General features: G+C 71.9%; 21 protein-coding genes and 2 pseudogenes. 9 read left to right on the top strand and 14 right to left on the bottom strand.

Annotated features, from left to right (window positions below):
• The 8 genes from ACZ4SA_RS23330 to ACZ4SA_RS23295 form a co-directional block, all read right to left on the bottom strand.
• Window positions 1-1986, bottom strand: coding sequence for an alpha-ketoacid dehydrogenase subunit alpha/beta (locus ACZ4SA_RS23330; RefSeq protein ID WP_468277651.1), 1986 nt, complete (start codon window positions 1984-1986; stop codon window positions 1-3).
• A gap of 490 nt (window positions 1987-2476) precedes the next feature.
• The gene (locus tag ACZ4SA_RS23325; RefSeq protein ID WP_468277648.1) at window positions 2477-3484 is read right to left on the bottom strand and encodes a thiopeptide-type bacteriocin biosynthesis protein; all 1008 of its coding nucleotides are present in this window, start codon (window positions 3482-3484) and stop codon (window positions 2477-2479) included.
• Window positions 3466-4698: a lanthionine synthetase C family protein gene (locus tag ACZ4SA_RS23320; protein ID WP_468277645.1), complete on the bottom strand. Its 1233-nt coding sequence runs from the start codon at window positions 4696-4698 to the stop codon at window positions 3466-3468. The genes ACZ4SA_RS23325 and ACZ4SA_RS23320 overlap by 19 nt, the downstream gene beginning before the upstream one ends.
• Complete coding sequence (locus ACZ4SA_RS23315) at window positions 4695-7760, bottom strand: lantibiotic dehydratase (protein WP_468277643.1); 3066 nt, start codon at window positions 7758-7760, stop codon at window positions 4695-4697. Before ACZ4SA_RS23315 ends, ACZ4SA_RS23320 begins: the two co-directional genes overlap by 4 nt.
• 86 nt (window positions 7761-7846) lie before the next feature.
• Window positions 7847-8038, bottom strand: a complete 192-nt coding sequence (locus ACZ4SA_RS23310) for an FxLD family lanthipeptide (protein ID WP_012380187.1) — start codon at window positions 8036-8038, stop codon at window positions 7847-7849.
• A 55-nt stretch (window positions 8039-8093) separates the two neighbouring features.
• Window positions 8094-9329: a methyltransferase, FxLD system gene (fxlM, locus tag ACZ4SA_RS23305; RefSeq protein WP_468277641.1), complete on the bottom strand. Its 1236-nt coding sequence runs from the start codon at window positions 9327-9329 to the stop codon at window positions 8094-8096.
• 218 nt (window positions 9330-9547) lie between these two features.
• Complete coding sequence (locus tag ACZ4SA_RS23300) at window positions 9548-9955, bottom strand: DUF6415 family natural product biosynthesis protein (RefSeq protein ID WP_468277639.1); 408 nt, start codon at window positions 9953-9955, stop codon at window positions 9548-9550.
• 8 nt (window positions 9956-9963) lie between these two features.
• Window positions 9964-10395: an ATP-binding protein gene (locus ACZ4SA_RS23295; RefSeq protein WP_468277637.1), complete on the bottom strand. Its 432-nt coding sequence runs from the start codon at window positions 10393-10395 to the stop codon at window positions 9964-9966.
• 233 nt (window positions 10396-10628) lie between these two features.
• On the opposite strand from ACZ4SA_RS23295, the pseudogene ACZ4SA_RS23290 reads away from it, so the two are divergent.
• The 5 genes and pseudogenes from ACZ4SA_RS23290 to ACZ4SA_RS23270 form a co-directional block, all read left to right on the top strand.
• Window positions 10629-10838, top strand: a pseudogene (locus tag ACZ4SA_RS23290) (helix-turn-helix domain-containing protein); the annotation flags it as partial.
• A 171-nt stretch (window positions 10839-11009) separates the two neighbouring features.
• The gene (locus ACZ4SA_RS23285) at window positions 11010-11882 is read left to right on the top strand and encodes an XRE family transcriptional regulator (protein ID WP_468277785.1); all 873 of its coding nucleotides are present in this window, start codon (window positions 11010-11012) and stop codon (window positions 11880-11882) included.
• Complete coding sequence (locus ACZ4SA_RS23280) at window positions 11879-12406, top strand: GNAT family N-acetyltransferase (RefSeq protein WP_468277635.1); 528 nt, start codon at window positions 11879-11881, stop codon at window positions 12404-12406. Before ACZ4SA_RS23285 ends, ACZ4SA_RS23280 begins: the two co-directional genes overlap by 4 nt.
• Window positions 12407-12798: 392 nt before the next feature.
• A complete protein-coding gene (locus tag ACZ4SA_RS23275; protein WP_468277632.1) occupies window positions 12799-12945 on the top strand; it encodes a hypothetical protein in 147 nt (48 codons plus the stop codon).
• 67 nt (window positions 12946-13012) lie between these two features.
• A pseudogene (locus tag ACZ4SA_RS23270) lies at window positions 13013-13252 on the top strand (GNAT family N-acetyltransferase); the annotation flags it as partial.
• A 236-nt stretch (window positions 13253-13488) separates the two neighbouring features.
• Here ACZ4SA_RS23270 and ACZ4SA_RS23265 read toward each other — a convergent pair.
• Both ACZ4SA_RS23265 and ACZ4SA_RS23260 read right to left on the bottom strand, forming a co-directional pair.
• Complete coding sequence (locus ACZ4SA_RS23265; protein WP_468277629.1) at window positions 13489-14394, bottom strand: N5-glutamine methyltransferase family protein; 906 nt, start codon at window positions 14392-14394, stop codon at window positions 13489-13491.
• Window positions 14391-14747: a chorismate mutase family protein gene (locus tag ACZ4SA_RS23260; RefSeq protein WP_468277627.1), complete on the bottom strand. Its 357-nt coding sequence runs from the start codon at window positions 14745-14747 to the stop codon at window positions 14391-14393. The genes ACZ4SA_RS23265 and ACZ4SA_RS23260 overlap by 4 nt, the downstream gene beginning before the upstream one ends.
• A gap of 53 nt (window positions 14748-14800) precedes the next feature.
• Here ACZ4SA_RS23260 and ACZ4SA_RS23255 point away from each other — a divergent pair, with 53 nt between their 5' ends.
• Window positions 14801-15667 carry a prephenate dehydrogenase/arogenate dehydrogenase family protein gene (locus ACZ4SA_RS23255; RefSeq protein WP_468277625.1) on the top strand — a complete coding sequence of 289 codons (867 nt, stop codon included), beginning with the start codon at window positions 14801-14803 and terminating at the stop codon, window positions 15665-15667.
• Window positions 15668-15692: 25 nt separating this feature from the next.
• On the opposite strand, the gene pabB is transcribed toward ACZ4SA_RS23255, so the two are convergent.
• The 3 genes from pabB to ACZ4SA_RS23240 are packed head-to-tail and all read right to left on the bottom strand — an operon-like array spanning window position 15693 to window position 20203.
• The gene (gene pabB / locus ACZ4SA_RS23250) at window positions 15693-17843 is read right to left on the bottom strand and encodes an aminodeoxychorismate synthase component I (RefSeq protein ID WP_468277623.1); all 2151 of its coding nucleotides are present in this window, start codon (window positions 17841-17843) and stop codon (window positions 15693-15695) included.
• 18 nt (window positions 17844-17861) lie between these two features.
• A complete protein-coding gene (locus ACZ4SA_RS23245; RefSeq protein WP_468277621.1) occupies window positions 17862-19091 on the bottom strand; it encodes a cytochrome P450 in 1230 nt (409 codons plus the stop codon).
• Window positions 19092-19114: 23 nt separating this feature from the next.
• Entirely contained in the window at window positions 19115-20203 is a 1089-nt protein-coding gene (locus ACZ4SA_RS23240) for an ornithine cyclodeaminase family protein (protein ID WP_468277619.1), read from the bottom strand.
• 258 nt (window positions 20204-20461) lie between these two features.
• On the opposite strand from ACZ4SA_RS23240, the gene ACZ4SA_RS23235 reads away from it, so the two are divergent.
• From ACZ4SA_RS23235 to ACZ4SA_RS23225, 3 genes are read left to right on the top strand one after another with little or no spacing between them, the layout of a single operon-like run.
• Window positions 20462-22159, top strand: coding sequence for a (2,3-dihydroxybenzoyl)adenylate synthase (locus ACZ4SA_RS23235; protein ID WP_468277616.1), 1698 nt, complete (start codon window positions 20462-20464; stop codon window positions 22157-22159).
• Window positions 22156-23418, top strand: a complete 1263-nt coding sequence (locus ACZ4SA_RS23230; protein WP_468277614.1) for a DegT/DnrJ/EryC1/StrS family aminotransferase — start codon at window positions 22156-22158, stop codon at window positions 23416-23418. Before ACZ4SA_RS23235 ends, ACZ4SA_RS23230 begins: the two co-directional genes overlap by 4 nt.
• A gap of 33 nt (window positions 23419-23451) precedes the next feature.
• Entirely contained in the window at window positions 23452-23637 is a 186-nt protein-coding gene (locus tag ACZ4SA_RS23225; RefSeq protein ID WP_403869107.1) for a tautomerase family protein, read from the top strand.
• A 407-nt stretch (window positions 23638-24044) separates the two neighbouring features.
• On the opposite strand, the gene ACZ4SA_RS23220 is transcribed toward ACZ4SA_RS23225, so the two are convergent.
• Window positions 24045-25586, bottom strand: a complete 1542-nt coding sequence (locus ACZ4SA_RS23220) for an MFS transporter (protein WP_468277611.1) — start codon at window positions 25584-25586, stop codon at window positions 24045-24047.
• Window positions 25587-25783: the final 197 nt, after the last annotated feature.

Below are 25783 nucleotides of genomic sequence, written 5' to 3'. Positions count from 1 at the left end.
TCAGGCCAACGTGGAGCGGACGGCGGCGACCACGTCGTCGGCGGCGGGCAGTACCGCGCGTTCGAGGTCGGGGTGGAAGGGGACGTGCACGTCGTCGCGGGTCACCAGGCGCGGCGGGGCGAGCAGGGAGTAGAAGTCGTCGTCCGCGCACAGCAGTTCGCTGATGAGGCCGGCGCCGTAGCTGCTGGTGCGGTTGTCCTCCTGGACGACGACGAGGCGCCCGGTGCGGTGCAGGGAGGCGGCGACGGCGGCGCGGTCGAGGGGGACGAGCCAGCGCAGGTCGATGATGTCGGTTTCGATGCCGTCGGCGGCGAGGGCGCGGGCGGCGTCGGTGGCGAGTTCGGTGCCGTTGCCCCAGGTGACGACGGTGACGTCGGTGCCCTGGCGCAGGGTGCGGGCGCCGTGGGCGGGGGCGGGGTGGTCGGCGGGCTCGCGGCGGCGGCGCATGAGGTGTTTGGGCAGCAGGATCAGGGTGGGGTCCTCTGCGGTGAAGGAGGCGAGGAAGGCGGCTTCGGTGTCCTCGGGGGTGGAGGGGACGACGACGTGCAGGCCGGGCAGGTGGGTGAAGAGGCTTTCGTTGCTCTGGCTGTGCCAGATCCCGCCGCCGGGCAGGTAGCCGCCCCAGGGGGCGTAGATGACGACGGGGCACTGCCAGGCGGAGGCGGTGCGCCAGCGCAGGGTGGTCAGCTGGGCGGCGATCTGGTTCCAGGCGGGGCCGGCGAAGTCGACGAACTGCAGCTCCACGACGGGCCGCATGCCGGCGGCGGCCAGTCCGACGGCGGCGCCGACGATGGTGGCCTCGGCGAGCGGCGCGTTGGTCATACGGGACCCGGCGGCCTTGCCGAGGCCCTTGGTGAAGCCGAACACGCCGCCCTTGGGGTCGTCGATGTCCTCGCCGAACAGGACGAGTTCGCGGTGGCGGGCAAGGCCCGTGGCAAGGGCGCGGTTGACGGCGGCGACCATGGTGCCGCCGCACGGCTCGGTGTGCGGCGCGTTGGTCTGTGTGGTGGCGGGGCGGGAGGCGAAGAGGTGGTCGGTGATCCGTGCGGGGTCGGCGGCCGTTTCGGTGGCGACCCGGTCGTAGATGTCCTCGATCTCGCCGGCCAGGCGGGTGCGGGTGCGCTCGAGCGTCTCGGCGTCCAGGAGGCCTTCGGCGGTGAGCTTGGCCGCGAACAGGTCGATGGGGTCGCGCATCCGGGCGATGTCCTGCTCGCTGCGGTAGACGCGGTGGTCGTCGGAGGAGGTGTGCGACTCCAGGCGGTCCAGCCGGCACCACAGCACAACGGGCCCCTGCCCGGCGCGCACCGTGTGAAGGGCGGCGGCGGAGGCGGTGTGGACGGCGTCGGGGTCGGCGCCGTCGACGCTGTGGGTGCGTTCGGGCGGCAGCAGGCCCAGCGCGTGGGGCGACATGGAGCCGGTGGGGGTGGAGATGCCGTAGCCGTTGTCGCTGACGAGGAAGACGACGGGCAGGTTCCGCTCGACGGCGAAGGCGAGGGCTTCGAAGAACTCGCCCTGCCGCGTGGAGGCGTCGCCGATGGAGCAGACGACCACCTGGCTGCGGCCGCGCAGTTGCGCGGCCCAGGCGGCGCCGACGGCGGGCAGGCACTGGCTGCCGGTGGGGCTGGCGACGGAGAAGACGTTGCCGGGCCGGTGGCCGAAATGGGCGCTCATATTGCGGCCGGCGGAGTGGGACTTCTCCTTGGCCATGAGATCTCTCGCCTGTGCTTCCGCGTCCATTCCGCGGGCCAGCATCAGCGCCCGGTCGCGGTAGTGGGGGAATATCAGGTCGTCGGCGTCGAGCAGTTCGCACAGGGCGGCCAGCGCCTCGTGCCCGGCGGAGGAAATGTGGAACCAGGCCTCGCCCTGGCGCAGCACGATGCCCGATCTGCGGTCGCATTCGCGGGAGAGCAGCATGAGTTCGAGGAATGCGGTCCGCCGCTGTTCGGGTATGCCGGATATCCCGGTTTCCTTCGTCCGCTTCGTCACGAACGAATCGTGCCGGAGTGCGCCCGCCGCGGGCATCGCCCCCAATAGCCAATGTCGCGGGGGGCGTTGGCGCGCCGCGCGGGGTGTTTCACCTTCGGCGGCTACGGAGAAAGAGTGACTTCCCCCCTCCCGGGAGGGAGAACCCGCGCGACGGGCCTGGCTCCCCGGACGGGGCTGAAACCGCTCAGTTGGACCTGGCCGCTGCCGGGCGTTCCTCTGCGATGCTGGAGGCCGATGGGAAGGGGCCGCAGCAATGCAGTGGAAGATCCACGGGGAACGTCCGATCTAACGGGGCCAGCCCGCACTGGCCCGACACGGGCGGCGCAATCGGTGTCTACAATCACCGGCGGTACGCGCACTACGGCACCGAGCGGTTCGTGGACCTGGCCCGCCAGCTCAGCGACTCCGGCACCGTGCGGCTGCGGGTCATGGACCTGTTCGGACAATCAATTCGGTCCCAGAATGCCACTACCGCCGATGGTGAGCGTCGTCACGGGCGTTGGCTCTCCTCGTGCTTTCCGTCGTACAGGATCGCCGCCCTGGCTGCCCAGGCCAGGATGCTCTGCCCGCGCATGGACAACCCGAGCCGGTTCCAGTGGAAGATCACGTGGTAGCTGAGCACTTGTCGCAGCCCGCGATCCAGTGTTCCGTCCTGGACGGCTTGGGCGAGTGTCTGGCCGGTGTTGCGGAAGGTGGCGGCCCACTCGGCGACGGGTTCCAGCGGACCCCCGGAGCCCAGCAGGGCGTCGCTGTCGGCGAGAAGCAGGGGGCGGATCTCCTGGGCTCGGGCGTTGAGCCGTTCCACCGGAACGTCGCTGACGGCCGAGCGGTGTTCCGTCGTGATGACGCGGTCCCAGACATCGCCCTGCTCGTACCACTCCAGCCGGGCGGCGCGCATCATGATCGTGCACAGGAGGACGGACAGCTCTCTGGGCCCCACAGTGAGGCCGCCGCGCCGGCGCAACTGTTGGGTCTCTCGGCTGTCGGTGACGAACAGGGCGTGCGCGGCCGTCATGCTGGTCTTCCCGCCGAACGCCGGAGTCTCCGGTTCGTAGATGCCGGGCCACCAGCGTTGAAGGTGACCTTTGGAGACGAGGCGGTCGAGGGCGTCTCCAAAGGTCACCTTGACGCCGCCCGCGGGATGGATCCGGAGGCGCAGACGCCAGCATGGGTGCTTTCTGGTGTACCACCAGCCCTCGATCGCGCCGGCGGTCTCCGCTTCGCGCAGGATGGGCAGGACGTGCGTGGTGAAGACGGTGTCGGCGTTCGGCCAGTCGGTGAAGTGGAGGTACGTCTGCCACCAGTTGGTAGTGGCCGCTTGGCGGGCCAGCGCTTCCCGGCCGGCTTGGTCGTAGACCGCGACCGCGTCGGAGAGGACCACGGGGTCCATCCGGTATTGCTGTGCTGCGTCGGCGAGCGGCAGGCCGGTCAGGACGGCGAGGACTGCGTGCTGCGTAGGGCTCGGCTCGGTTGCCTGAGTCAGTTGATCAGGAGACATGCGTCCCATCCAGTGCTCGGCGCCTGCTGCGAGGCGAAGGTGGTGAGGGCGAGCGCGGTGCCAGCGGTGCCGTTGATCAGGCCGGAAGCCGATGAGGAGCTGAGCTGGTCGGGTGCGGTGAGGGCTTCACCAAGGCGTTCCGGGAGGGTGTGCAGCCGCGGGTCGAGCGCGACTTCGGCTGCGCGGTGAGCGGTCTGATAGATGCCCGCCCATCCGTGGCAGAGGCCGTTGTCCGTGACCAGGGCGAGTTGCGCGGGATCGGACAAGGCCCGGTACAGGGCGTCCTCGTAGAACTTCTGGAGCGTGGGTGAGCGCAGGGCGATCCCGGCGAGCTGGCCTGCCCGTGCGATGCCTGTCGTGCCGTAGCACCAGCTCGGACGGGCGGGGGCGTCGTGGTGGGGCCGTCGGCGGTCGAGATCGCGCCGCGAGATGTGCTCGGGCCACCACGGGCTGGAATCACCGTGCTGGCACCAGGCGTCGAGGTGGGCGCAGATGGTGAACATGGCGTCCTGGTGGCCAAGGACGGTGATTCCGCGCCGCAGGGCCTGGGCCAGGAGGAGAAGCGGGCCAGTGATGCCGTGCGCGGCGCCGAAGTTGCCGTGCCCGCCGGGGAAGTGGGGGGACTCGCCGCGCGCCGGGTCGTGGCGGACCCACCAGCCGGGAAGACTGCGCCCGTCAGCGGCGAGTGGCTGGGTCAGGGCGACGACGTACCGCAGGATCCTCTCCAGCGCTGGGCTCTCGGGCTCGGTGCGCAGGAGGTAGGCACCGATACCCGTGAGGCCGTAGAAGAGGTCGTACTCCGCAAAGGTCGGCAGGTCTCCCCTGTCGATGCGGGCGAGCGCGGCGTCCACGCGGCGGTTGGCGAGGGCGGTGACGTGCTGGTGCAGGATCGTGCGCGCGGAGGCGTACAGATGCTGGTAGGCGGGAGGGACGGCGGTGAGGACGAAGCCGACGGCCGGGGCGCCGAGGAACAGGCCAGTCTGGTCGGCCACGCTGATGGGCCCGGAGGCCGCGCTTGTGATCCATCGGTGGGCGGAGCGCCAGGAGCTGCCGTACCGGCTGGCCGTCTCGATGTGCAGCAGGCTGATTCCGGCGGCGCCGTCGGCGAGTGACTGCACCGCCCAGGGCTCATCCGGGGACGGTGGCAGGGGTTCCGCCAGATGGGCGGTGTACTGCTGCAGGGTCGTCGCGGCGGTGGCGGCCAGCGTGGTCATCGGGCCGCCATCCGGTGCTGTAGGGCCGCCGTTCGCACGAGCCGGATCGTGGTCTCCTCGGTGCGCGGATCGACGCCCAGAGCCCGGACGTGGTGCTGGTGCAGCAGCGACCGGGCGACGTCGAGCGGATCACGCTCAGCGGCCAAGGTTGTCCGGTAGGTGGCCACGGCTGCGGCGCGGGCCCGCCATGCTTCGGTGACCTGTGGGCCGCCGGGGAGGGCCGCGAGCGCGGAGGTGCCGTTCGGCGCGGCGAGTTCGAGTACCTGACTGCGTAGGGCACGGTTCAACCGTCCGGCGCCCTGGGGGAGGTTGCGCACCAGCCACTCTTCGGCCGCCGCGGTGTCCGGGGCCAGGGGGGTGACGAGGTGTAGAGCGCTGGCGGCTGCGAGGGCCTGCGGGGCGAAGGCGTCGGTGCGCTCGGTGAGCTGGATCTGTGCGAGGGCAGCTGCGGAGTCCGCGGCGAACACCTGGTGTGCGGCGTCCATGGCTGCCTCGCTGCCGAAGCGCCCGGTCTGCGGTTGGTACGGGGCCAGGACGAGCCCGGCCCCCAGACCGGTCCTGTGCAGGCTGTCCGCCCAGGCGCAGACGTGCCGTGCGCCTGCCCCGTGTGCGTCTGGCGGCAGGTGCAGGGTGAGGACGAGGTGCTGGTCGGCGTCCGGCCGGGCCATCTCCCGGTGGCGGGTGAACCACCAGGTCGGCGGCTCCTCTCCGAACGCGGCGAGCAGGTGGGGGAGGTGGTGGCTCAGGATCTCGTCGTAGCGGCGCGGATGGGCGTGGAGCTGCGCGTGGAGGACGCCGCCGGCCCCCGGGAAGTGCCTCCCGGTTGCCGTCGCCGTGGCGGGGCGCGGCCGGGGCACGTAGGGGGTGCCCTGCTCGGACCGGCCCAGGGAGAGCCAGATCTCGTGTGCCCGCCCGATCCAGCCGTGGGCGTCTGCTTCCGGGACCTCGCGCAACTCCACACGCCGGGCATTGTCGAGGTGCGCGCGCAGAAGTCGGAGGTGGACCGGATGGGACAGGTCGAGAGGGAGGCGCTGGTCGTACTCGATGACGGCGACCTGCATCGGGACCCGCAGCCGGTCCCGCCAGGCGGTGAAGGCGTCCTCCCACTCCTGCCGCGGAGCCTTCCGGCCGGGCAGTTCGTCGGCCATCAGTAGCCATCGGGCCTGCGTGAGGATGGTGCGGCGGTAGCGGACTCGGGGGAGGAACGGGAGCCGGGATCCGGCGCCGAAGTCGAACGGCTTGTAGGCGGCGTACCGCCCGTGTGCCACCTCGGCGAGTAACCGTGCCAGTGGCGGGGTCTGGTTACCGCCTTCCAGGGCGTGCAGGACCCGCACGTCGATGCGCAGACCGGTGGAGCGCTGCACGAGGTGGAAGCTGCGCGGGTCGGCGGTGACGGCGATGTCGGCGAGCCGGATCGTCGTCTCGTCGCTCTCCTGGTGGCCGGACAGCTCGATGACGTGCGGCAGCAGCCGCGGTGTGCGGGTGACGTTCTCGTTGCGGTGCCGGCGCGGCGGGAACACGAGCTGCGCCGTGAGGCCGTCCGGTGCCCCGCGGTAGGTGGCGGCGAGGGCGTCTTGATGCTCGGGCGGCAGGACGTGGGCGAACCGGCCCGCCATGCTGCTGCCGGGGCGGGGTGCCGCGGTGAGCAGCACGTCGAAGGTGCCGCTGGACAGTGCCTGGGTGCTGGGGGCGTGGACTTCGAAGGCGGCCTCCACCCGAGGCACGAACAGGCGCTCGTCCGTTCCGGCGGCCTTCTCCAGGGCGTGGACCATGTCGTCCGTCAGCCGCAGTTCGTCGCGGCCGTCGAGGAGGACTTGCTGCATCAAGGCCAGTAGCAGTTCGTCGCGGTCGGTGCGCGCCTTCAGGGCGGCGCCGCGTTCGGAGCCGACGTATCCGGCGGGCAGGCCGAGGCCGCTGTCGGCGACCAGGTCCATCACCGGCACCAGGGCGCCGACGCCGTAACGGGCCCGGAATCGGCGGTGGTAGTCGCGCCAGTGCTGGTAGCCGTAGGGCTGAGCGGTGGTCCGGTACAGGGCCGACACGGCTGCTTGCACTTCCGTGATCACGGCCTGCGGGAGCTGGGTCTCGCAGTCGAGGGCGGTGTCAATGAGCAGCGGTGTCGGGGTGACGGTGGTGAGGTCGCGCATCCGCGCGGCGACGACGCTCACGCTGGTGTCGGAGAGCGTCGGCTGGTGGGCGGACACCTCGTCGCGCAGCGCGTACAGCTCGTGGACCAGGTTCCGCACGTCGGGGATGCTGTCCGCGCCGTGCCGTTCCAGTTCGTGGCACAGGTGCTGGAGGGTGTCCACCGTGGTCATGGGCGCCCACAGGCTGGTGATGAGGAACTGCTGCTCGACCAGGCTGGTGAGAAGCGCGTCGATCTGCTCCGGAGTGGCCTGCGGGAAGCTGTCGCGCAGGTGGCCGTGCAGGCCGCTGTAGAAGATGGGGGTGCGGGCCGCGTCCATCGCGGCGGCGACTGGCCGGGCGTTGCGGACGGATATCTCGACCGGGGCCAGCAGGACGGCGTGGCCGTCGGAGGGCGGGCCCGGCGCCACGAGCCGATCGCCCCGCGTGTGGGCGGCGTTGTTGCCGACGAGCGGGAGCCGCTTCAGTAACGCGGGGGTGCGCTGGAGCCGGAGGACCACATCGGTGACCCATTCGGCGTCCGGCCGGACCAACGCCCGGTGCTTGTCGCCCCACCGCGCGGTCGCTCGGGGCCCAACTGCCACCGGGGCGGTGCCGGCGAAGAGGCCCAGCGGGGTCGGCCGGTGCTGCCACCGCAGGAGATAGGAAACCGTCGATACCGCGGTGCGGCGGACGTGACGGGGCTCGGTCTGCCGACCTTGGACGACTGCTTCGATGGCCTCGGACAGGACGGGGGTCGCCAGCTCCAGCGCGCTGCGGAAGTCCTCGCGCTGCCAGATGCGGTTCAGCCATCCGCAGGTGACGGCCACGTTGTCCAGGTCGAGGGTACGGGGGATGTCTGCGGGTCCGGGGTTGGTGGTGGCGCGCAGCATCGCAACGCCTTGCCACTGGTAGTCGGCGACTGCTCGGGAAGCCAAGGTGCCCTCCGTCAAGCGGGGCGGATGAGGGGCCGGTGGGCCGGGCGAAGCACTTCGCCCGGCCCACCGAAGGGGAACGGCCTGGATCAGGCCGGGTCCTCCGTGAAGGAGCCGCAGGCGGAGGCGCCGGTCGCGCAGGTGGTGCCGCAGCCGTCGCCCGTGGAGCACATGAGCTTGCCGTACGCGTGCTCGGCGATGACGACCTTCACGTCCAAGGGCGCGAAGTCGTCGTCCAGGCCCGCCAGCGGGGCGGGCGGGGCCAGGGTGGCGCTCGTCATGTTGGTGCCTTTCCTCTTGGTGTTCGGATGGTGTGGAACGACCTGGCTTCCGGCGTTACGCCGAGGGCCAGGAGAGCGAGACCCGGCTGTGCACCTTGTCGATGACCCGGTCGGCCGGGATTTGGTCATCAGGGGTGTTGGCCGGATAGACCCGGATGACCGGGCTGGGGCCGCCGCGCCGGTTGGCCTCCCAGTCGCGCAGCACGTCGGCGACCTTGTCGGCGAACTGCTTCGTGTTCGGGCCGAGGGCGTGCACGCCGTACTCGATGTGCTTGTTGTCCTCGGTGCGGCGGGTGACGAGGTAGGCGAAGGTGTCGTCCTCGACGGCGGCGAGGGCGAACCGCTTGTTCACGGGGGCGACCAGGCCCGTGTCCAGGTCCTCGTCGACGGCCATCGTGCAGAAGCCGGGCAGGCTGATCGCCATCGCCATCTGGAGGGTGTCGATGAGTTCCTGGATGCGGACGGTGACGCCGGTCCACAGCTCGTGGCGCGAAAACGTGACCGCGTTGTCCAGCCGGTGCGGGTCGGCCGGCAGCCCGTCATCGAACTTCAGCCCGATCTCAGGGGTGCCGTTGACGAGGAGGAGTTCTTCCCGGTGGGCTGTCGAGCCCTGCATCGGAACGAAGCCGCAGATCCGCGCCGACTCGCTCTCCAGGTAGGGGCCGTGCTCGCCCGTGATCTGGGTGAAGGCGACTGACCGGGTCAGGCCGCGCATACGCAGCGGCACCACGAGCCGGCCGCTCTGCTTGAGCTGCGCTGTCCACGTCGGGGCGATGTCCCAGGCCCCGGCGGTCACCATCATGACATCGACCTCGCCGAGGTCCGGAATGGGCTCGGTGGCGTCGGCGGTGACGACGCGCACCCTGTCGTAGCCGTGCTCGTCCAAGAGCCGGTGCGCCCGGTCGGTGACGACGGGGTCGATGTCCACGGTGACGACCTCACCGTGGGCACCCACGAGCTCGGCGAGGTAGGCCGCGTTCAGCCCGCCCGACCCGATCTCCAACACCCGCATCCCGGGCTTCACCTGGGCCTGCTCCAGCATCATCGCCTGAATCTGCGGGGCGGAGACGGAGCTGAGCTGCACACCGTGCTCGTCCGTCTTGGTGATCACCGCCGCGTACGTGTCGTACGCCATGTCCAGCGGGGTGTCGGGAATGAACGCGTGCCGGGGCACCTTGCGCATCACGGCTTCAATTTCCGGGGAGGAGATGTTTCCGTCCGCGCACAGCTCGTCCACCACCTTGTTCCGGAGGCGGGTCGCTTCTTCGGGCTCGACGGTCGTGTTCGTCATGGACTTCCTTCGGTCGTACGTGTTGGAGGATGCAGGCCGGCATCGCGTGCCGGATGGGCCGGGAGGCCGGGGCGAACGGTCTCCGTTCTCGTCGGCTCACCAACGGGGCGGTGTGCTGGACGGCGAGCTGGGAGGCCCACGCCTGCGAAGGGCCGTTCGGCGGGCCGGTTCGTGTTGACCAGCCCGCCGAGTGGCACGCGGGTGGGTGGGGGCGTGCGTCACTCGGTCCCCTTGATGTAGCGGGCCTCGATCAACTCTTCGATCAGGTCAGCGGTTACGAAGGCGAGACGGCGGGCGAGTCCGACAGCCTGCCGATAGGCAGCCGGTGTGTGCTCCTCCAGCAGAGGGGCCCCTCGCTCGACGAGTCGGGTCATCTCGGCGGTGGGCGGGAAGCTGCCGTCAGCCACCGTGATGTCGCTGAGCTGCTTCAGGTGTCTGCGGAGGCGGTCGAGCAGGGCGACAGTCGTTGCGACAGGTGGCGGCTGATTGCCGATCGCCGCGTCGAGATCGTCAAAGACCTCCTCGATGTCGAGCGGCTTCCAGGCCCCGAACCGCTCCAGCACAAGCCGTAAGCCGTCTGCCCCGAGCGGTGGCGTCCACTCCTCGGCCGGGCGTTTCGGAGCCACTGCGGTGCTCACTGCTCTCTGCCCGCCGAAGCCTCGATCACAGCCCAGGTGACCTTGCCCCACGGGTGTATGTCGTAGCCCCACCGCGAACTCATCGCCGCGACCAGACTCAGACCCCGGCCACTCTCAGCATTCGGGTTGGCTGTCTTCAGGTGGGGCGCGCCGTGCGAGCGGTCGGAGACTCCGATGCGGACGGCGCCGTTGCTCGGACGCTCGATGATGACCTTCGACACCGGGGTCTCGGTGTGCTCGACGGCGTTGGCCAGCAGTTCGGTGACGATGATCTTTCCGCAGTCGGCCACGTCGTCGGCCATGCCCCAGGCCGCCAGCACATTGGAGACGAGAACGCGGGCGCGGCTCACGGACTCGCGGACGCAAGGCACCTCCGCGGTGTAACCCGGGGCGCCGATCGCATTCGGTTGAGCGACGGTCGTGGTCACGAGGTCTTTCCCTCCGGCGTGGGGTTCCCGGTCCGGACGAGCGAGGCAGGGCCGGGCTTTCCTCCGTGCCGCCGTGCCGAACCCGGCTCGGCGACCGATGACCAGTCAACGAGCGACGGGCGCAGGGCAACAGGAAGAGTCCCGGATTCGTGCACGCCCACCAACCGGAAGACTTTGCGTTCCCATTACCTGGGGCCTGGGCGTCAGCGTGACGGCGGTACTACGTTCGGTACATGGGAGGGAATCTCGTTCTTCAGCGCCGATTGGATCAACTCGGTCTCACTCAGGAGGAGTTGGCGGCTCGGCTGAACGCCGCGTTACAGGAGATCACCGGCCGGCCCGGCGACATCTCCTCCCGGACGGTCCGCAACCTGCTCAACGGATCAAGCCGACGCCCAATCGGACGCACTTGCGCCGCACTTGAGCGTGTGTTCGGCTGCCCCGTGGCGGACTTAGGGTTCAGCGCACCCAGCTCCATGCAACATCCCCCGGAGGGCCCCGTGCGGCGTCGCGACTTCATCGCTTCCGCCACCGGAACGGCAGCCGCAGCCGTTCCGGTGGTCAAGCAACGTCGGTCGGTAGGCATGACGGACGTGGCCCGAGCATCGGCCGGCATGAACCAGCTCGTGGAGGCCGACGACCGCCAGGGCGGACACGCCTCCCTGGCGACCGCAGCCCTCGAAGCTCGCGCCCAGGTGCTGGAGCTTCAGCAGCGGAACGCCAGCGAACGTGTGCGTCGTGCCCTGTACGCACTCGCGGCCGAGTTCACCACCGTCGCCGCCTGGTCGTGCATCGACCTACGCGACCTGGACAAGGCCCGGACGTACCTGCACGAGTCGTCCACGTTCGCCGGCCTCTCCCAGGACCCGCCCACGGGCATGCGCGTGTGGGTCAACATGGCCATGCTCGCCTACCAGCGGAAGAACTGGCCGGAACAGCTCGCGGCCGCGCAGGCGGCCAACGCCTCCCCTGCCGCCCGCAGGGATCCGTTCTTCGGCTCCATGGGCCGCGTCCGTCTCGCGCTCGCCCACTCGTCGCTGGGGGACCTGCGGGCCGCCCGGCGGGCCCTGGGCGCAGCGCAGGAGAACTACCGGAAGGCGGCCGAGGACGAGCGTCCCCGATGGACCGCGTTCTACGGGCCGGCCGAACTCAACCACCTCGCGGCGATCATCCTCAACCACAACGGGGAGCCCGCCGAAGCCGAGGCGATGGCGCACCGAGCCCTGGCCAAGATCCCGGCGGAGTTCCAGCGCAACCGCGCGCTGGCCACCTGCCAGCTCGCCCTGGCGCAACTCCGCCAGGGCGAGCCCGAGCAGGCCACGGCGACCGCGGCCACCGTCTTCACGATCATGGAGGGCGCTCCACTGCCCGGGCGCATGCGCACCCTGATCGGAGACTTCCACCGAGACCTGTTCCGGCTGGCGCCGTCGACGACGTGCGCCCGCGACTGGGCAGACCGAATGCGAGATGAATGGAGTCGAACGTGACCAGGGTGATCGACCTGCGGCACTACGGACAGGGAAGCCTCCCCGAGGGCTTCAAGGAGATGCTGATCGATGTGCACGCCGACGCCTACGCCGATGCGATGGACGACGAGTTCAACCAGCGGTTCCCGTGGTTCGTCGATCACTGGTCAGGGATGGACGGCTTCACCTGCGTCGTCGCCTTCGACGGCGACGAGCCGACCGGCTTCGCGTACGGCGCCCCGCTCCAGCCGGGCCGTGAGTGGTGGCGCTCCACCACGTTCGCGCCGAACAACGGGTACACCGCGACCTACGCCGTCTCCGAGGTCATGGTGCGCCCGCAGTGGCGGAGGCAGGGGATCTCGGAACGGCTCCACGAATCCCTGCTGAAGGAACGCGGCGAAGATCTCGCGGTGCTCTTGGTCGACGTGACACACCCGAAGGTGAAAAACCTGTACGAGACGTGGGGCTACCAGAAGGCGGGCGAGCAGCAGCCCTTCGCCGACTCCCCGGTGTACGCGGTCATGGTGAAGAGGCTGCACCCCTGAGCAGCCCTGCCTCCCCCACGTGCTGCCGTCGCGCTCCTCGCTGAAGCGCGACGGTAGCTTCCAGCATGGGAAGGTCCACGTCAGCGACCTGGACGCGGGCGTTTCACGTCCGCCGGTTGCGGCTGCACGACCGGAACGGGTGCGCCCGTGTTCGTCGTCAGGCGGGTGCTGCGAGTACTACGGGTGGCCGCGCTCCGAGCTCGCTGGCTGACTCGCACGGCGGTGGCGTCCGCAAGCGCCAGACCAGGATTTCGGCCTGTCGGTCCGCGGTGTCGAGTCTCGTTGCCCGGGCAGGTCGGCCAAGGCCCGGCGGGGCGAGGTGCCAGCGGACTCGGCCTGGGCGAGAGCGGTCGCCAGCGCGGGCCAAGCCGGGTCGGCGAGGATGCGTGTGCGTGCTCGGGGATCATGGCTCGGACGGCTGCGGCGAGCCGGTCCCGCGCTTGGGGACTCGGGGCGCGTGCGGCGAGCTGGGCGAGGGCCGGCCGGGCGGCCTGCTGTTGGGCGGCCCGGAGGTGGACGAGGGACTGCTGGGCGGCTGACGCCTGCTGCTCGTGACCGCACTGGCCCAGGTGAAGGGACGAAGCGCGCTTGGCGAGCATGGTGCGGATGGCCGTACGCCCCGACGCCATCGGATGCCCCCGTCTCATGCCCCAGTACTTCGCCGTCCTGCCCGAAGCCCGAGGACGGGGCCTGGGCCGGATCCTGTGGCGGGCCGCGATGCACTGGGGCCAATCCCACGGCGCCGCCTACCAGCTCCTCCAGACCGAGGCCGGCGGTGCCTCCGACCGGCTGTGCCGGGCCGAAGGACTGACCTCCCTCGGCTTCAGCCACACCACACGGGCGTAGCCGCCGGATCTCGCCCACCGCGAGGTCACACCGGTTCAACGCCTCTGCGCTCTCACGCCGACTACCGCCCGTGCTCGAGCCGTTCGCTCATGCGGGGGCGGGTTGTCATGCGGCCGGCCGGAGCGGCCGCGGCCATGTCCTGTTCGGGCCGCCGGGCCGGGGAGGGTACTGGGCGCAACCCATGAGCAGAAACGGCACGGTCGGTTTGGTGTTGGTAGGGTCGGGGTGACGGCAGGTCAGGCGGGGGGTGGTGGGGTGTGGTTGCGGATGGCGGTCAGGCAGCCGTCGTTGCAGGTGGGGCGGGAGGTGGCGTGGCTCCAGCGGCCGGTGGCGGCGAACAGGCGGGGGACGGAGTGGAGTTGGTAGGAGCCGTGTTCGAGGAGCAGGACGCCGCCGGGTGCGAGCAGTCGGCTCGCGGTCAGTTCCATGGCGCGGATCATGGAGAGGCCGCCCTCGCCGGCCCACAGGGCCAGGGGCGGGTCGTAGCCGAGGACTTCGGGGCTGGAGGTGCGCAGTCCGATGGGGATGTAGGGGGGGTTGGTGACGACGAGGTCGACGGTTCCGTCGAGGTCGGGGAAGGCGTCGCGGGCGTCGCCCTGGACGATGCGGGCGCCGGTGCCGCGGGCGTTGCGGCGGGCGGCGCGGGCGGCGGCCTGGGAGAGTTCGATGCCGTGGACCTGGGCGGCGGGCACGTGGCGGGCGATGGTGACGGCCATGGTGCCGGGTCCGGCGCACAGGTCGACGACGACGGGCGTGGCGGTGCCCGCGTCGGTCAGGGCGTTCAGGCGGGCGATGGCGTCCTTGGTGATCTCTTCGGTTTCGGGTTTGGGGACGAACACGCCGGGGGCCAGGTCGAAGCGGTGGCCCATGAAGTAGGCGTGGCCGACGATGCGTTCGGCGGGTTCGCGGGCCAGGCGGCGTTCGATGCAGGGCCAGAAGCGGGGCGGGACGGGGCCGGCGAGGTGGGCGTCCAGGTCGGCGGGGGCGACGTTGCAGGCGTGTGCGGCCAGCAGCCGGGCATCGGCCTGGGCGGTGGTGGCGGTGATCCCGGCGCCGGCGAGTTGGCCCTGGGCCTCGCGCAGCGCCTGGCCGAGGGTGGAGGCGGATGCGGGCGTGGGGGCGGATGCGGGCGTGGTGTTCATCGGCCGGCCTGCGCCGCCGGGCGTGCGCCGCGGGCGATCCACTCGTCCTCGAGCCGGCAGGTCTCGGTGATGATCGTGTCGTACAGGGTGCGCAGGAAGGCGGGGTCGATGCCGTGTTCGGCGGCGTAGCGGGCGGCGTTGGCGTGCACGGTGGCGATGCGGTGCGGCTGCATCATCGGGACCTGGTGGAGGCGTTTGTACTCGCCGATGCGCAGGCAGATCTGCAGGCGTTCGCGGACGGCGTCGAGCAGGGCGGTGTCGGTGCGGTCCAGGCGGGCGCGCAGCTGGTCGAGGTCGTCGCCGTGCACGGCGGGCGCGGGTGCCGGGGGGGCCTGGGGCAGGGGCTGGGGCATGGGTGTTCCTCCGCGAAAGGGGGCCGGTCGAGGTGAGTGGTGAAGGGGGTCGGGTGGTGTTCGGGCACGCTGTGGTGGTGGGCGGCGCGGGTGAGGTGGGCCGGCTGTTGGGGCGGTCGCTGGCGGATGCGGGGGTGGCGGTGACGTGCCTGGATGTGGCCGTGGCGGCGGGGGGTTCGGCGGTGGCCGGGGATGTGCGGTGTCCGGGGCCGGATGCGGTGGCGGTGCTGGCGCGGGCGGATGTGGTGGTGCTGGCGGTGCCGGAGCCGGTGGCTTTGGAGGCGGTGGCGCCGCTGGCGGCGGTGATGCGGCCGGGGGCGGTGCTGGCGGACACGCTGTCGGTCAAGAGCCGGATCGCGGAGCGGCTGCGCGAGCAGGCGCCCGGGGTGCAGTGGGTGGGGTTGAATCCGATGTTCGCGCCGTCGCTGGGGTGGGCGGGCCGTGTGGTGGCGGCGGTGACGGTGAGCGGCGGGCCCGGGGTGCGGGCGCTGGTGGAGCTGGTGGCCGGTTTCGGGGCGCGGGTGGTGGAGATGTCGGCGGCCGAGCACGATGCGCTGACGGCTGCCCAGCAGGTGGCCACGCATGCCGCGGTGCTGGCGTTCGGGCTGGCGCTGGGTGAGCTGTCGGTGGATGTGGCGGCGCTGCGGGCCAGTGCCCCGCCGCCGCATCTGGCGCTGTTGGCGCTGTTGGCGCGGATCACGTCGGGCACGCCGGAGGTGTATTTCGACATCCAGGCCGCCAACCCCGGTGCGCAGGCCGCGCGCCGGGCGGTGGGCCGGGGGCTGGAGCGGGTGGGGCGGGCGGTGGCCGGCGGCGAGGCGGGGTTCGAGGAGTTGTTCGCCGAGGTGCGCTCGGTGCTGGGCGACCAGGGCCCGGAGCTGGCCCGTGTGTGTGCGCAGATGTTCGACCGGCTGCGGTGAGCGGTGGCGGCCGGCTCGGCGGGGTTCACCGCAGGCTGCCGGCCAGCAGTTCGCGGCCCGGGGTGCCGGCCAGGGCGTGGGCCTGGCGCAGTGCGGTGAGGGTGGTCTGCGCCTTGAGGAGCATCTCGCGGACCTCCTCGTCCGGGTCGGACAGGGCGACGATGGCGCCGCCCACGCCGATGGTGGCCGCCTGGTCGGTGGCGACGATGGTGCGGATGACGATGCTGAGATCACTCGCGCCGCTGAGGGCGAAGTAGCCGAGCGCTCCGGAGTACACGCCGCGTGGCCCGTTCTCGAGGTGGTCGATGAACTGCATGGTGCGCACTTTGGGGGCGCCGGTCATCGATCCGCCGGGGAAGGCGGCCCGGACGGCGGCGGGGCGGGAGACGCCGGGCGCCAGGTGTCCGCGGACGGTGCTGACCAGTTGGTGCACGCTGGCGTAGGTCTCGACCTGGAACAGGCCGGGGACGTGCACGGAGCCGATGTCGCAGACCTGGCCGAGGTCGTTGCGGACCAGGTCGACGATCATCAGGTTTTCGCTGCGGTCCTTCTCGGCGGCGGCCAGGGCGCGGGCGATGGCGGCGTCCTCGGCGGGGCCGGCGCCGCGGGGGCGGGTGCCCTTGATGGGTTTGGACTCGGCCCATCCGGCGGCGTCGATGCGCAGGAACCGTTCGGGTGAGGAGCTGAGGACCGCGAAGTGGGGGAAGTGCAGGTAGGCGGCGTAGGGGGCGGGGCTGATGGTGCGCAGGGCGCGGTAGGCGGTGAGCGGGTCGATCCGGCCGGGCACGCGCAGCATGTTCGTCAGGCACACCTCGTAGGTTTCGCCGTCGGCGATGAGGCGGCGGCACTGTTCGACCAGGTTGCGGTAGCGGGGCAGGCTGTGGCGGTACTGGACGTCCAGGTCGGGCAGTTCGGTGTCGGCGAGGAGGGTGAAGGGGGGCTCGGGGGTGGTGGCGGCCAGTGTGCGGGCGGCGTCGGTGAGCCACTGCTCGGCCTGCTGTGCGCCGGCCGTCTGGCGGGTGCTGCTGAGGGCCAGGAGCCAGGCGCGGTGGCCGGCGTGGTCGAGGGCGAGCATCCGGTCGGCGAACACGAACGCCCCGTCGGGGGTGTCGGCGTGGTGGGCGGCGGTGCCGCCGCTGTCGGCCTTGGTCTCGTAGCCGAGGTAGCCGACGTAGCCGAGGTTGAACTCGAAGGGCAGGCCGGTGGCGGGCAGTGCGCGGGCGGCCAGCTGGTGCTGGAGGTGGTCGAAGAGGGTGCCGGGGTGGCGGCTGGTGGTGCCGTGGTGGTCGCGCACGTGCACGGCCTGCTCGTGCGTGTGGTAGGTGAGGATCTCGCCGAGCGGGCCGGCGGGTGCGCCGAGGAACGTGAAGCGGGACAGGCCCGGTTCGATCCGGCTGCTGTCGAGCCAGAAGCGGGCCTGGCTTTGGCCGAACAGGGCCGTGAAGGCGGCGTGGGCGTCGGGCAGGTGGTCCACCTCGCGCACATGCAGCCGGTACGGGCCCCGTGCCGGCGCTCCCGCCGGCACGGGGGTGGTGGGGGCGGGCCCGGGGGTGAAGAGGCGTTCGGTGCCGGCCGGGCGGCGGCCGCGGGCGCGCAGGGACAGGTCGCGGAAGTTGGCGAGCATCCGGTGGCCGTACTGGCTGCTGATCGATTCGGGGTGGAACTGCACGCCGTAGCGGGGGCGGCTGCGGTGGCGTACGGCCATCAGGACGCCGTCGCGGGTGTGGGCGGTGGCCTCGATGCCGGCGGGCAGGCTGTGCACGCTCAGCGAGTGGTAGCGCACCACGGTCAGCGGTGAGGGGATGTGCGCGAACAGGCCGCTGCCGTCGTGGTGGACCTCGCTGGTGCGGCCGTGGACCGGTTCGGGTGCGTGGCCGACGACGGCGCCGGCGAGCAGGCACAGGGCCTGGTGGCCCAGGCACACGCCGAGCAGCGGCAGGTCCCATTCGGTCAGGGCGCGGCGGCTGAGGCCCACATCGGTGTCGGTGGCGGGGTGGCCGGGTCCGGGTGAGACGACGATGTTGTCGAAGTCGCCCACGTGCAGGGCCGCCCAGGTGTCCTCGTCGTCGTTCTTGACGACGAGGGGTTCCCTCCCGTTCACCTCGGCCAGCATCTGGAAGAGGTTGTAGGTGAACGAGTCGTAGTTGTCGATCAGCAGGGTTCGCACGGTGCGCACCGGGTGCCCCCTTTCGTGTCAGCGTCGCCGTACGGTCAGCGGCAGGTTCCGCACACCGAACAGCCCGTCGCGGTGGTAGCGCAGTGGTGCGCCGGCAGTGATGGTGAGGTCGGTGAAGCGGTCGAAGAGGGCCTCGAGGGCGATGCGGCCCTCCAGGCGGGCCAGCGGGGCGCCCAGGCAGTAGTGGATGCCGTGGCCGAAGGCGATCTGGCGTCCCGTGGCCCGTTCGGCGTCGAAGCGGTGCGGGTCGAAGCGTTCGGGGTCGGGGAAGACCTGCTCGTCGTGGTTGGCGGACAGCAGGGAGGGCACGACCATGCGCCCGGCGGGGACGGGGGTGCCGGCCAGGACGGTGTCACGGGTGGTGACGCGGGCCATGACGGTGATCGGCGGCCGCATCCGCAGCACTTCCTCGACGACCTGCCCGATCAGGCTGCGCTCGGCGCGGGCGGCGGCCTCGGCTTCGGGGTTGTCGGCCAGGCACAGCACGGTGTTGCCGAGCAGCATGGAGGTGGAGACGTGGCCGGCCATCAGCAGCAGGGCGCCGAACTCGACGATCTGGGTGTCGCTGAGCTGTTCGCCCTCGACGCGGGCGGTGACCAGTTCCGAGATCAGGTCGGTGCCGCCGGGGCGGGCCCTGCGGTCGGTGACATGCTCCTGGAGGTAGGCGTGCAGGTCGCGCAGGGGTTGTTTGACGAGCCGTTGGTAGTCCTCGCCGGCCTCGTCGCCGAACTGCATGTCGGCCGGGTCGGCGACCTGCATCTGCAGCATCTTCTGCGACCAGGAGTGGAACAGGGCGCGGTCGGCTGCGGGCACGCCGAGGAGTTCGGCGATCACGATCACCGGCAGCGGGTAGGCGAAGTCGGTGACCAGATCGAAGGTGTCGCCGTCGATGTCGTCGAGGAGCTGGGCGGCCACGTCGGTGATCCGCGGCTGAAGGTCGGCGACCGTGCGCGGGGTGAAGGCCTGGCTGACCAGGCGGCGCAGGGTGCGGTGCACGGGCGGGTCGATCACCGACAGGATCTGTTCGCTCAGCGCCGTGGACTGCGGGCGCAGCCGGCTGAGCTGGGAGGAGTAGAGCTGGGGGTCGGAGCTGACGGCGAGGACGTCGGCGTGGCGGAAGACGTGGAAGGCGCCGTACTCGTCCTCGTGGACGGGATGGCTTCGGCGCATGGCGGCCAGCCAGGCGAACAGGTCGCTGCCGCCGTCGGCGACCGTGGGCCGGGCGGCGGGCGCGGTGGTGGGGGGCATCGTGCTCTCCTCGCGGGGTGTGGTCAGCGGGCCGGGAACACAGCCAGGGCCCGGTTGCGGGCCTGCGGTTGGGTGTGGGGGTGGGGGGCGTAGGGGTCGAGGGCGTCGGCCGGGTGGTGCTCGATCGGCAGCCGCATGCCCAGATCCCGTTCGGCGGCGACCTCCAGGAACACCTCCATCGCCAGGGCGTCGAGCAGGGCGAAGCCGGTCGAGTCGAAGACGGTCAGGGCGCCTTGGTGGGGGGCGGCGCGCTCGGGGTCGGCGCACAGGTCGGCCAGCGCCGGGGCCAGGTCGCGGGCCGGCAGGCGCTGGCATTCGCCCTCGCGCAGGGCCTGTTCGGGATGGTCGGCGTGGACGTGGGCGCGGCGCAGCAGGCTCAGCGGCAGTTCCGTCTTGCCGACCAGGTCGGCGCCCACGGCGTTGATGTGCAGGTGCGGCCGGGTGTTCGCGTCGGGCAGGACGGGGCCCTGGCCGGCGGGCACGGAGGTGGCGGTGGTGATGAGGTCGGCCTGCGCGGCGATCGTGGGCGGCGGGGCGATCTCGACGGGCACGCCGGTGAACGCGGCACGGCGCGCGAAGCCGGCGCGGTGGGCCGCTTCGCTGTCCCACACCAGCACCCGCTCGAGGGGGAAGACGAGGGACAGGGCATGCAGTTGGGTGACGGCCTGGGCGCCGGCGCCGATCAGTCCCAGGGTGCGGCTGCCGGGGCGGGCCAGCAGGCGGGAGGCGACGGCGGAGGCGGCGCCGGTGCGCAGGGCGGTGAGCAGCACCCCGTCCATCAGGGCGGTCAGCGCGCCGGTGGTGTCGTCGTAGCGGGCGACGGTGCCCACGATGGTCGGCAGGTCGAAGCGGGCGGGGTTGGCGGGGCTGTAGCCGACGGTTTTGAGGGTGATGTGCTCGCCCGGCTCGCGGTGCGGCATCCACTCCCAGACGCCGGGCTGCGGGGTGTGGCGTTCGAACCCGCCGCGCAGCGGGGACAGGTGCCGCTCGCCGCGGCCGACCTGTGCCAGGCCCTGGGCGAGCCGGTCGATGATGCGGCGCATCAGCGCATCGCGCCCGACCGCCGCCACCACCTCGGCGACATCGTGCCGGCTCAGGACCCAGGTCTCCATCGGGTGCTCCCCCTTGATCGCGTCGTGTCGCCGGTACCCGGGGGTGGCCGGGCCGTGCGGCGCTCATCGTGTCCCGGCCGGCTGACGCCGCCCTGATCGGCGCCTGACGGAACGCGGCGTGGTGCGGCGCCTGACGGAACGCGGCGTGGTGCGGCGCCTGACGGAACGCGGCGTCGGTGGTGCGGCGCATCAGCGGCGTGTCAACGGCGCTGATGACACTGGGCGCGACGCGAGGGACGAGAGGGGAAAGGACCCACGATGCTGGACGGATGCGTTCCCTGGCCCGCCGAACTGGCCGCCAGGTACCGACAGGCCGGGTACTGGCGCGGTGAGCCGCTGGGCCGGCTGCTGGGTCAGTGGGCCGACTCCTATGGCGAGCGGGAGGCGCTGATCAGCGCGGACGGGCGCCGCCGTATCACCTACCGGGACCTTGACGGCTGGTGCGACCGGCTCGCGGCCGGGTTCGCCGGGCGGGGGGTGGGCGCCGGCGACCGGGTGCTGGTGCAGCTGCCGAACACGCCGGAGTTCGTCGCGGTCTGCTTCGCGCTGTTCCGCCTCGGGGCGCTGCCGGTGTTCGCGCTGCCCGCCTACCGCAGCAACGAGATCGGGCATCTGCTGCGGCTGTCGGGGGCCTGCGCCTACATCGTGCCCGCCTCGTTCAACGGTTTCGACCACCGGGAGCTCGCGGTGCGGATGCGCGGTGAGCATCCGCAGCTGCGGCACGTGTTCGTCACCGGCGCCACCGCCGCGGACCCGGACACCCCCAAGGCCGGGGAGGGCTGGAGGTGGCTGTCCGAGGTGGACGGCGATCCGCGGCCGCTGCCCGAGCCGGACGCCTCGCAGGTGGCGTTCTTCCTGCTGTCGGGGGGCACGACGGCGTTGCCGAAGCTGATCCCGCGCACCCACGACGACTACGCCTACCAGAGCCGGGTCACCGCCCAGATCTGCGGCCTGGACCAGGGCAGTGTGTATCTGGCGGTGCTGCCGGCCGAGTTCAACTTCCCCTTCGGCTGCCCCGGCATCCTGGGCACCCTGCACAGCGGGGGGCGGGTGGTGTTCGGCTTGAGCGCGCAGCCCGAGGAGTGTTTCGCGCTGATCGAACGCGAACGTGTCACGCTGACCTCGCTGATCCCCACGATCGTGCACCTGTGGCTGGCGGCGGCGGCCACCGATCACGGCCGGGACCTGAGCAGTCTTCAGGTGGTGCAGGTCGGCAGCGCCAAGCTGCACCGGGAGGTCGCGAGGCGGATCGGGCCGGAGCTGGGGGTGCGGCTGCAGCAGGTGTTCGGGATGGCCGAGGGGCTGCTGACGTTCACCCGCGACGACGACACGCCCGAGGTGGTGCTGGGCACCCAGGGCCGGCCGGTGTCGCCGGGCGACGAGATACGGGTCGTGGACGGTAAGGACCGGCCCGTCGCGGTGGGCGGGATCGGGGAACTGCTGACCCGCGGCCCCTACACGCTGCGCGGCTACTACCGTGCGCCCGAGCACAATGCGCGCGCGTTCACCGCCGACGGGTTCTACCGCAGCGGCGACCTGGTGCGGCTCACCGGGACCGGGGAGATCGTGGTGGAGGGCCGTGTCAAGGACGTCGTCGTCCGCGGCGGCGACAAGGTCTCGGCGACCGAGGTCGAAGGGCACCTGGGCGCGCACGAGGATGTGCAGCAGGCGGCGGTCGTCGCGATGCCCGATCCGGTGCTGGGCGAGAAGGTCTGCGCCTACATCGTGCCCGCGCCCGGGCGCAGCGCGCCCGCTCTGGCGCAGCTGCGGCGGTTTCTGCGGGCGCGGGGCCTGGCCGCCTACAAGCTTCCCGACCATGTGGAGGTCGTCGACGCGTTCCCGCTGACCGGGCTCAACAAGGTCGACAAGAAGGCGCTGGCGGCCGACATCGCCGCCAAACAGACCACCACCGGTGCCGGTGCCGGTGCGGCGTCGGGGCGGGGTGAGGCGGCGTGAACGCGTCCGGGCCCGGCGGCTACCGGGTTCCCTTCGCGCGGCGCGGCAGCGTCGTGGGCGAGGCGGACCTGGCGGCCTTGGCCGAACTCGTGCACTGCGACGGTCCGTTGACGTCGGGGGTGTGGCGCGACAGGTTCGAGGAGCGGTTTCGTGAGCTGACCGGTGCCCGGCACGCGCTGAGTCTCACCAGCGGTACCGTCGCGCTGGAGATGGCGGTGCGGATGCTGGACCTGGCGCCCGGGGACGAGGTGATCGCCACGCCGCAGACGTTCCAGGCGACCGTGCAGCCGCTGCTCGACCACGACATACGGGTCCGGTTCTGCGACATCGATCCCGACACGTTGAACATCGACCCGGTGGTGCTGGAGTCGCTGGTCACCGACCGCACGCGGGCGATCATGCTGGTCCACTACGGCGGCCTGGTGGCCGACATGGACCGCATCATGGCCCTGGCCCGGCGCCGCGGCATCATCGTCGTCGAGGACAGCGCGCACGCGCTGGGCGCCCGCTACCGGGGGCGGCGGCCCGGCGCGCTGGCCGACATCGGCTGTTTCAGTTTCCACTCGACGAAGAACATCACCACCCTCGGCGAGGGCGGCATGATCACACTGGCGCGCGACGAGTGGGCCGAGCGGGTGCTGCGGATCCGCGACAACGAGGCCGACGGCGTGTATGCGGCGCTGCCCGCCGGGCAGGCCGAGGTGCCGGCGCTGCTGCCGTGGATGAAGTTCGCCGACAGTGTCTACCGGCACCGGGCGGTCGGGATCCGCGCCGCGGGCACCAACGCCACGATGTCGGAAGCGGCAGCAGCGGTGGGACTCGTACAACTCGCCTCGCTGGAGCGTTTCGTGGCCCGCCGCCGCGAGATCGCCGCCCGGCTCGATGCGGCCGTCTCCACGGTGGCGGGCACCCGGCTGCACCGCGCGGCACCCGACAGCCGCCACGCCTACCACCTGTACACGTTCTTCCTCACCGGCGGCCGCCAGGTGCGCGAACGGTTCGTGCGCGTCCTGGACGCGCTGGGGGTGGAGGTGCAGCTGCGGTACTTCCCGCTCCATCTGTCCCCCGAGTGGCGTCTGCGCGGCCACGGGCCGGGGATGTGCCCGCAGGCCGAACGCATCTGGTTCGAGGAGCACATGAACCTGCCGTGCCATCCGGGCCTGAGCGACGCGCAGGTCGACCACATGGTCACGGCGGTCACCCGTGCCCTGCACGAGGCGTACGACCCGGCGGCCCCGGTGGGCGCCGCCCGCACATGACATGCCAGGACAGCAGAAAGCGAGGTGGGCGCTGTGCCGTTCATCGAGGTGAAGATCTACGACCGCCGGCTCGACGAGCAGTCGGAACGCGAGCTGATCGAGCGTCTGACCCAGGCCACGGTGGATGTGTTCGGCGAGGACATCCGCGACCAGACGTGGATCGCCCTGTCGGCGATCCCCCCGCGCCGCTGGGGCCAGGGCGGCACCCCCGGCCACTGAACCGCACAGGGATGCGCCGGGCCCGGGGGCTGCGAGTCGCCCCCGGGCCCGGCGCGCGGCACGAGACCGGTACCCGGCCCGCTCGCCGCTTCACGATTCACGCCGCCGGGCGCGGGGGGTCCTGGCCGCCCCAACCGGCCGACGGGGGCGGCCTTTTCCGCCGTGCCGAAAGTGTGAGGCGCCCCTGCAGCGGCATGTCCCCGGCAGGCCCCAACCGGGTGGACGCGGGCAGCCCCGCCGGCGTTTGAGGCACACACGCAGGCGGGCGCTGTCCCGCCAGGGTCCGACCGGCCTGTGCACGGGCGCCTCTTCGGCCCCGCCGGCGTTTGAGGCGCGGGGCGGGCCGGAGCCCCGGCTGTGGCGGGGCCTTCGCCCCGGCGGGCCCGGGGCGGGGCTGCGCCGGGCGGTCAGGGGGTGGTGGCCTCCTGCGGGGCGGCCGGTTGGGGTGCGGCCTCGGCGGTCGTGGCGCGGTCGGCGCGGTGCAGCAGGAGGGCGGCCAGCAGGCCGCCGGTGAAGACGGCGGCCGCGCCGATGAGCTGGCTGGTGCTGACCGCGTCGGCGAACGCGTCGTGGATCTGGGGGGCCTGCTGAGGTGTGGCGTCGCGCAGAGCCGCGTCGAGGGAGCCCGTTTTGGTGATCGCGCCCGGCAGGTGGGCTGCGAAGCGGGAGCCGAGGATCGCGCCGAGGATCGCCACGCCCAGGCCGCCGCCGAATTCGGTGATGGTGCCCTGCACGCCGGCGCCGGCTCCTGCCTTGGCGGGCGGGATGGAGGACATGACGGCGGTGGCCATGGCGGGCATGGCCAGGGCGATGCCGGCGCCCATCAGGAGCAGGCCGGCGAGCATGCCGCCGTAGTGTGCGCCGGGGCCGGAGCCGAGGACGGCCACCGCGGTCAGGCCGGCGGCCAGCAGGCTCATGCCGAGGGCGATGCTGCGTGCCGCGCCGAGTTGGGCGAGGAGTTTCGCGCCGATGCCGGCGAGGTTGAGGCACACGATGGTCAGGGCGAGCGGCGCGGTGCGCAGGCCGGCCTGCAGGGCGTCGTAGCCGAGGACGAGTTGGAGGTGCTGGGTGAGCAGGAACAGGGAGCCGGCCATGCCGAAGGCGACGAGCAGGCCGCCGGCGACGGCGCCGTTGAAGCGGCGGTTGGTGAAGAAGCCCATGTCGAGCATGGGGAAGGGGACGTGCAACTCCCAGCGCACGAACGCGGCCAGGGCCAGTGCGCCGCCCGCGGCGGGCAGCAGGACCTGGGGTGAGGTCCAGCCGTGTTCGGGGCCGGAGATGATCGCGTAGACGACGCCGACCATGCCCAGGGTGGACAGGGCGGCGCCCAGAAGGTCGGGGCGTTTGCCTTCGGGGTTTTTCGTCTCGGGCACCAGGCGGGCGACGGCGAGCAGTCCCAGGGCGGCGACGGGGAGGTTGATCAGGAAGATCGAGCCCCACCAGAAGTGGTCGAGCAGGGCGCCGCCGAGCAGGGGGCCGGCGGCGAAGCCGAGGGAGGAGACCGCGCCCCACAGGCCGATCGCGCGGGGCCGTTCCTCGTCGTCGAAGACCTGCATGATGACGGCGAGGGTGGTGGTGGCCAGCAGGGCGCCGCCCACGCCCATGCCGGCGCGGGCGGCGATGAGCTGCGCGGAGTCCTGCGCGAAGGCGGCCCAGGCGGATCCGGCGCCGAACAGGACCAGTCCGGCCATCAGCAGCAGTTTGCGGCCGTAGCGGTCGGCGAGGCTGCCCGCGGTGAGCAGCAGCCCGGACTGCACCAGCGCGTAGGCGTTGATCATCCACTGGATGTCGGCGGTGCTGGCGCCCAGGTCGGTGGTCAGGACCGGGATGGCGACGTTGAGGACGGTGTTGTCGAGCAGGACGACGAGCTGGGCCAGGCAGATCACGCCGAGGATGACCCAGCGCCGGGGGTCGCGTTCGGCCGCAAGGGACGGCCGGGTGCTGTGCAAGAGATGTCTCCAAAAGGGTCGGGGCCCGCTGGTCGGGGGACCAAAGGGGGGGTCCTTGGCGGGCCCGGGAGCGGATGGGGGGATCAGGCCGCCCGGGCGCCCTTACTGCGGGGGGTTGCCGTGTTTGCGGGAGGGCAGGTCGGCGTGCTTGGTGCGCAGCATCGCGAGGGAGGCGATGAGGACCTCGCGGGTTTGTG

Source organism: Streptomyces sp. NPDC027962 (genome assembly GCF_055566095.1).
This window is presented reverse-complemented; position numbering and strand designations above follow the sequence as displayed.

What these genes read in the sequence shown, in the direction of transcription:
- ACZ4SA_RS23325 (WP_468277648.1), bottom strand. Translation starts at nt 3,484, where the DNA reads ATGTCTCCTGATCAACTGACTCAGGCAACCGAGCCGAGCCCTACGCAG.
- ACZ4SA_RS23320 (WP_468277645.1), bottom strand. Translation starts at nt 4,698, where the DNA reads ATGACCACGCTGGCCGCCACCGCCGCGACGACCCTGCAGCAGTACACC.
- ACZ4SA_RS23310 (WP_012380187.1), bottom strand. Translation starts at nt 8,038, where the DNA reads ATGACGAGCGCCACCCTGGCCCCGCCCGCCCCGCTGGCGGGCCTGGAC.
- fxlM (WP_468277641.1), bottom strand. Translation starts at nt 9,329, where the DNA reads ATGACGAACACGACCGTCGAGCCCGAAGAAGCGACCCGCCTCCGGAAC.
- ACZ4SA_RS23285 (WP_468277785.1), top strand. Translation starts at nt 11,010, where the DNA reads ATGAACCAGCTCGTGGAGGCCGACGACCGCCAGGGCGGACACGCCTCC.
- ACZ4SA_RS23265 (WP_468277629.1), bottom strand. Translation starts at nt 14,394, where the DNA reads ATGAACACCACGCCCGCATCCGCCCCCACGCCCGCATCCGCCTCCACC.
- ACZ4SA_RS23260 (WP_468277627.1), bottom strand. Translation starts at nt 14,747, where the DNA reads ATGCCCCAGCCCCTGCCCCAGGCCCCCCCGGCACCCGCGCCCGCCGTG.
- ACZ4SA_RS23245 (WP_468277621.1), bottom strand. Translation starts at nt 19,091, where the DNA reads ATGCCCCCCACCACCGCGCCCGCCGCCCGGCCCACGGTCGCCGACGGC.
- ACZ4SA_RS23240 (WP_468277619.1), bottom strand. Translation starts at nt 20,203, where the DNA reads ATGGAGACCTGGGTCCTGAGCCGGCACGATGTCGCCGAGGTGGTGGCG.
- ACZ4SA_RS23235 (WP_468277616.1), top strand. Translation starts at nt 20,462, where the DNA reads ATGCTGGACGGATGCGTTCCCTGGCCCGCCGAACTGGCCGCCAGGTAC.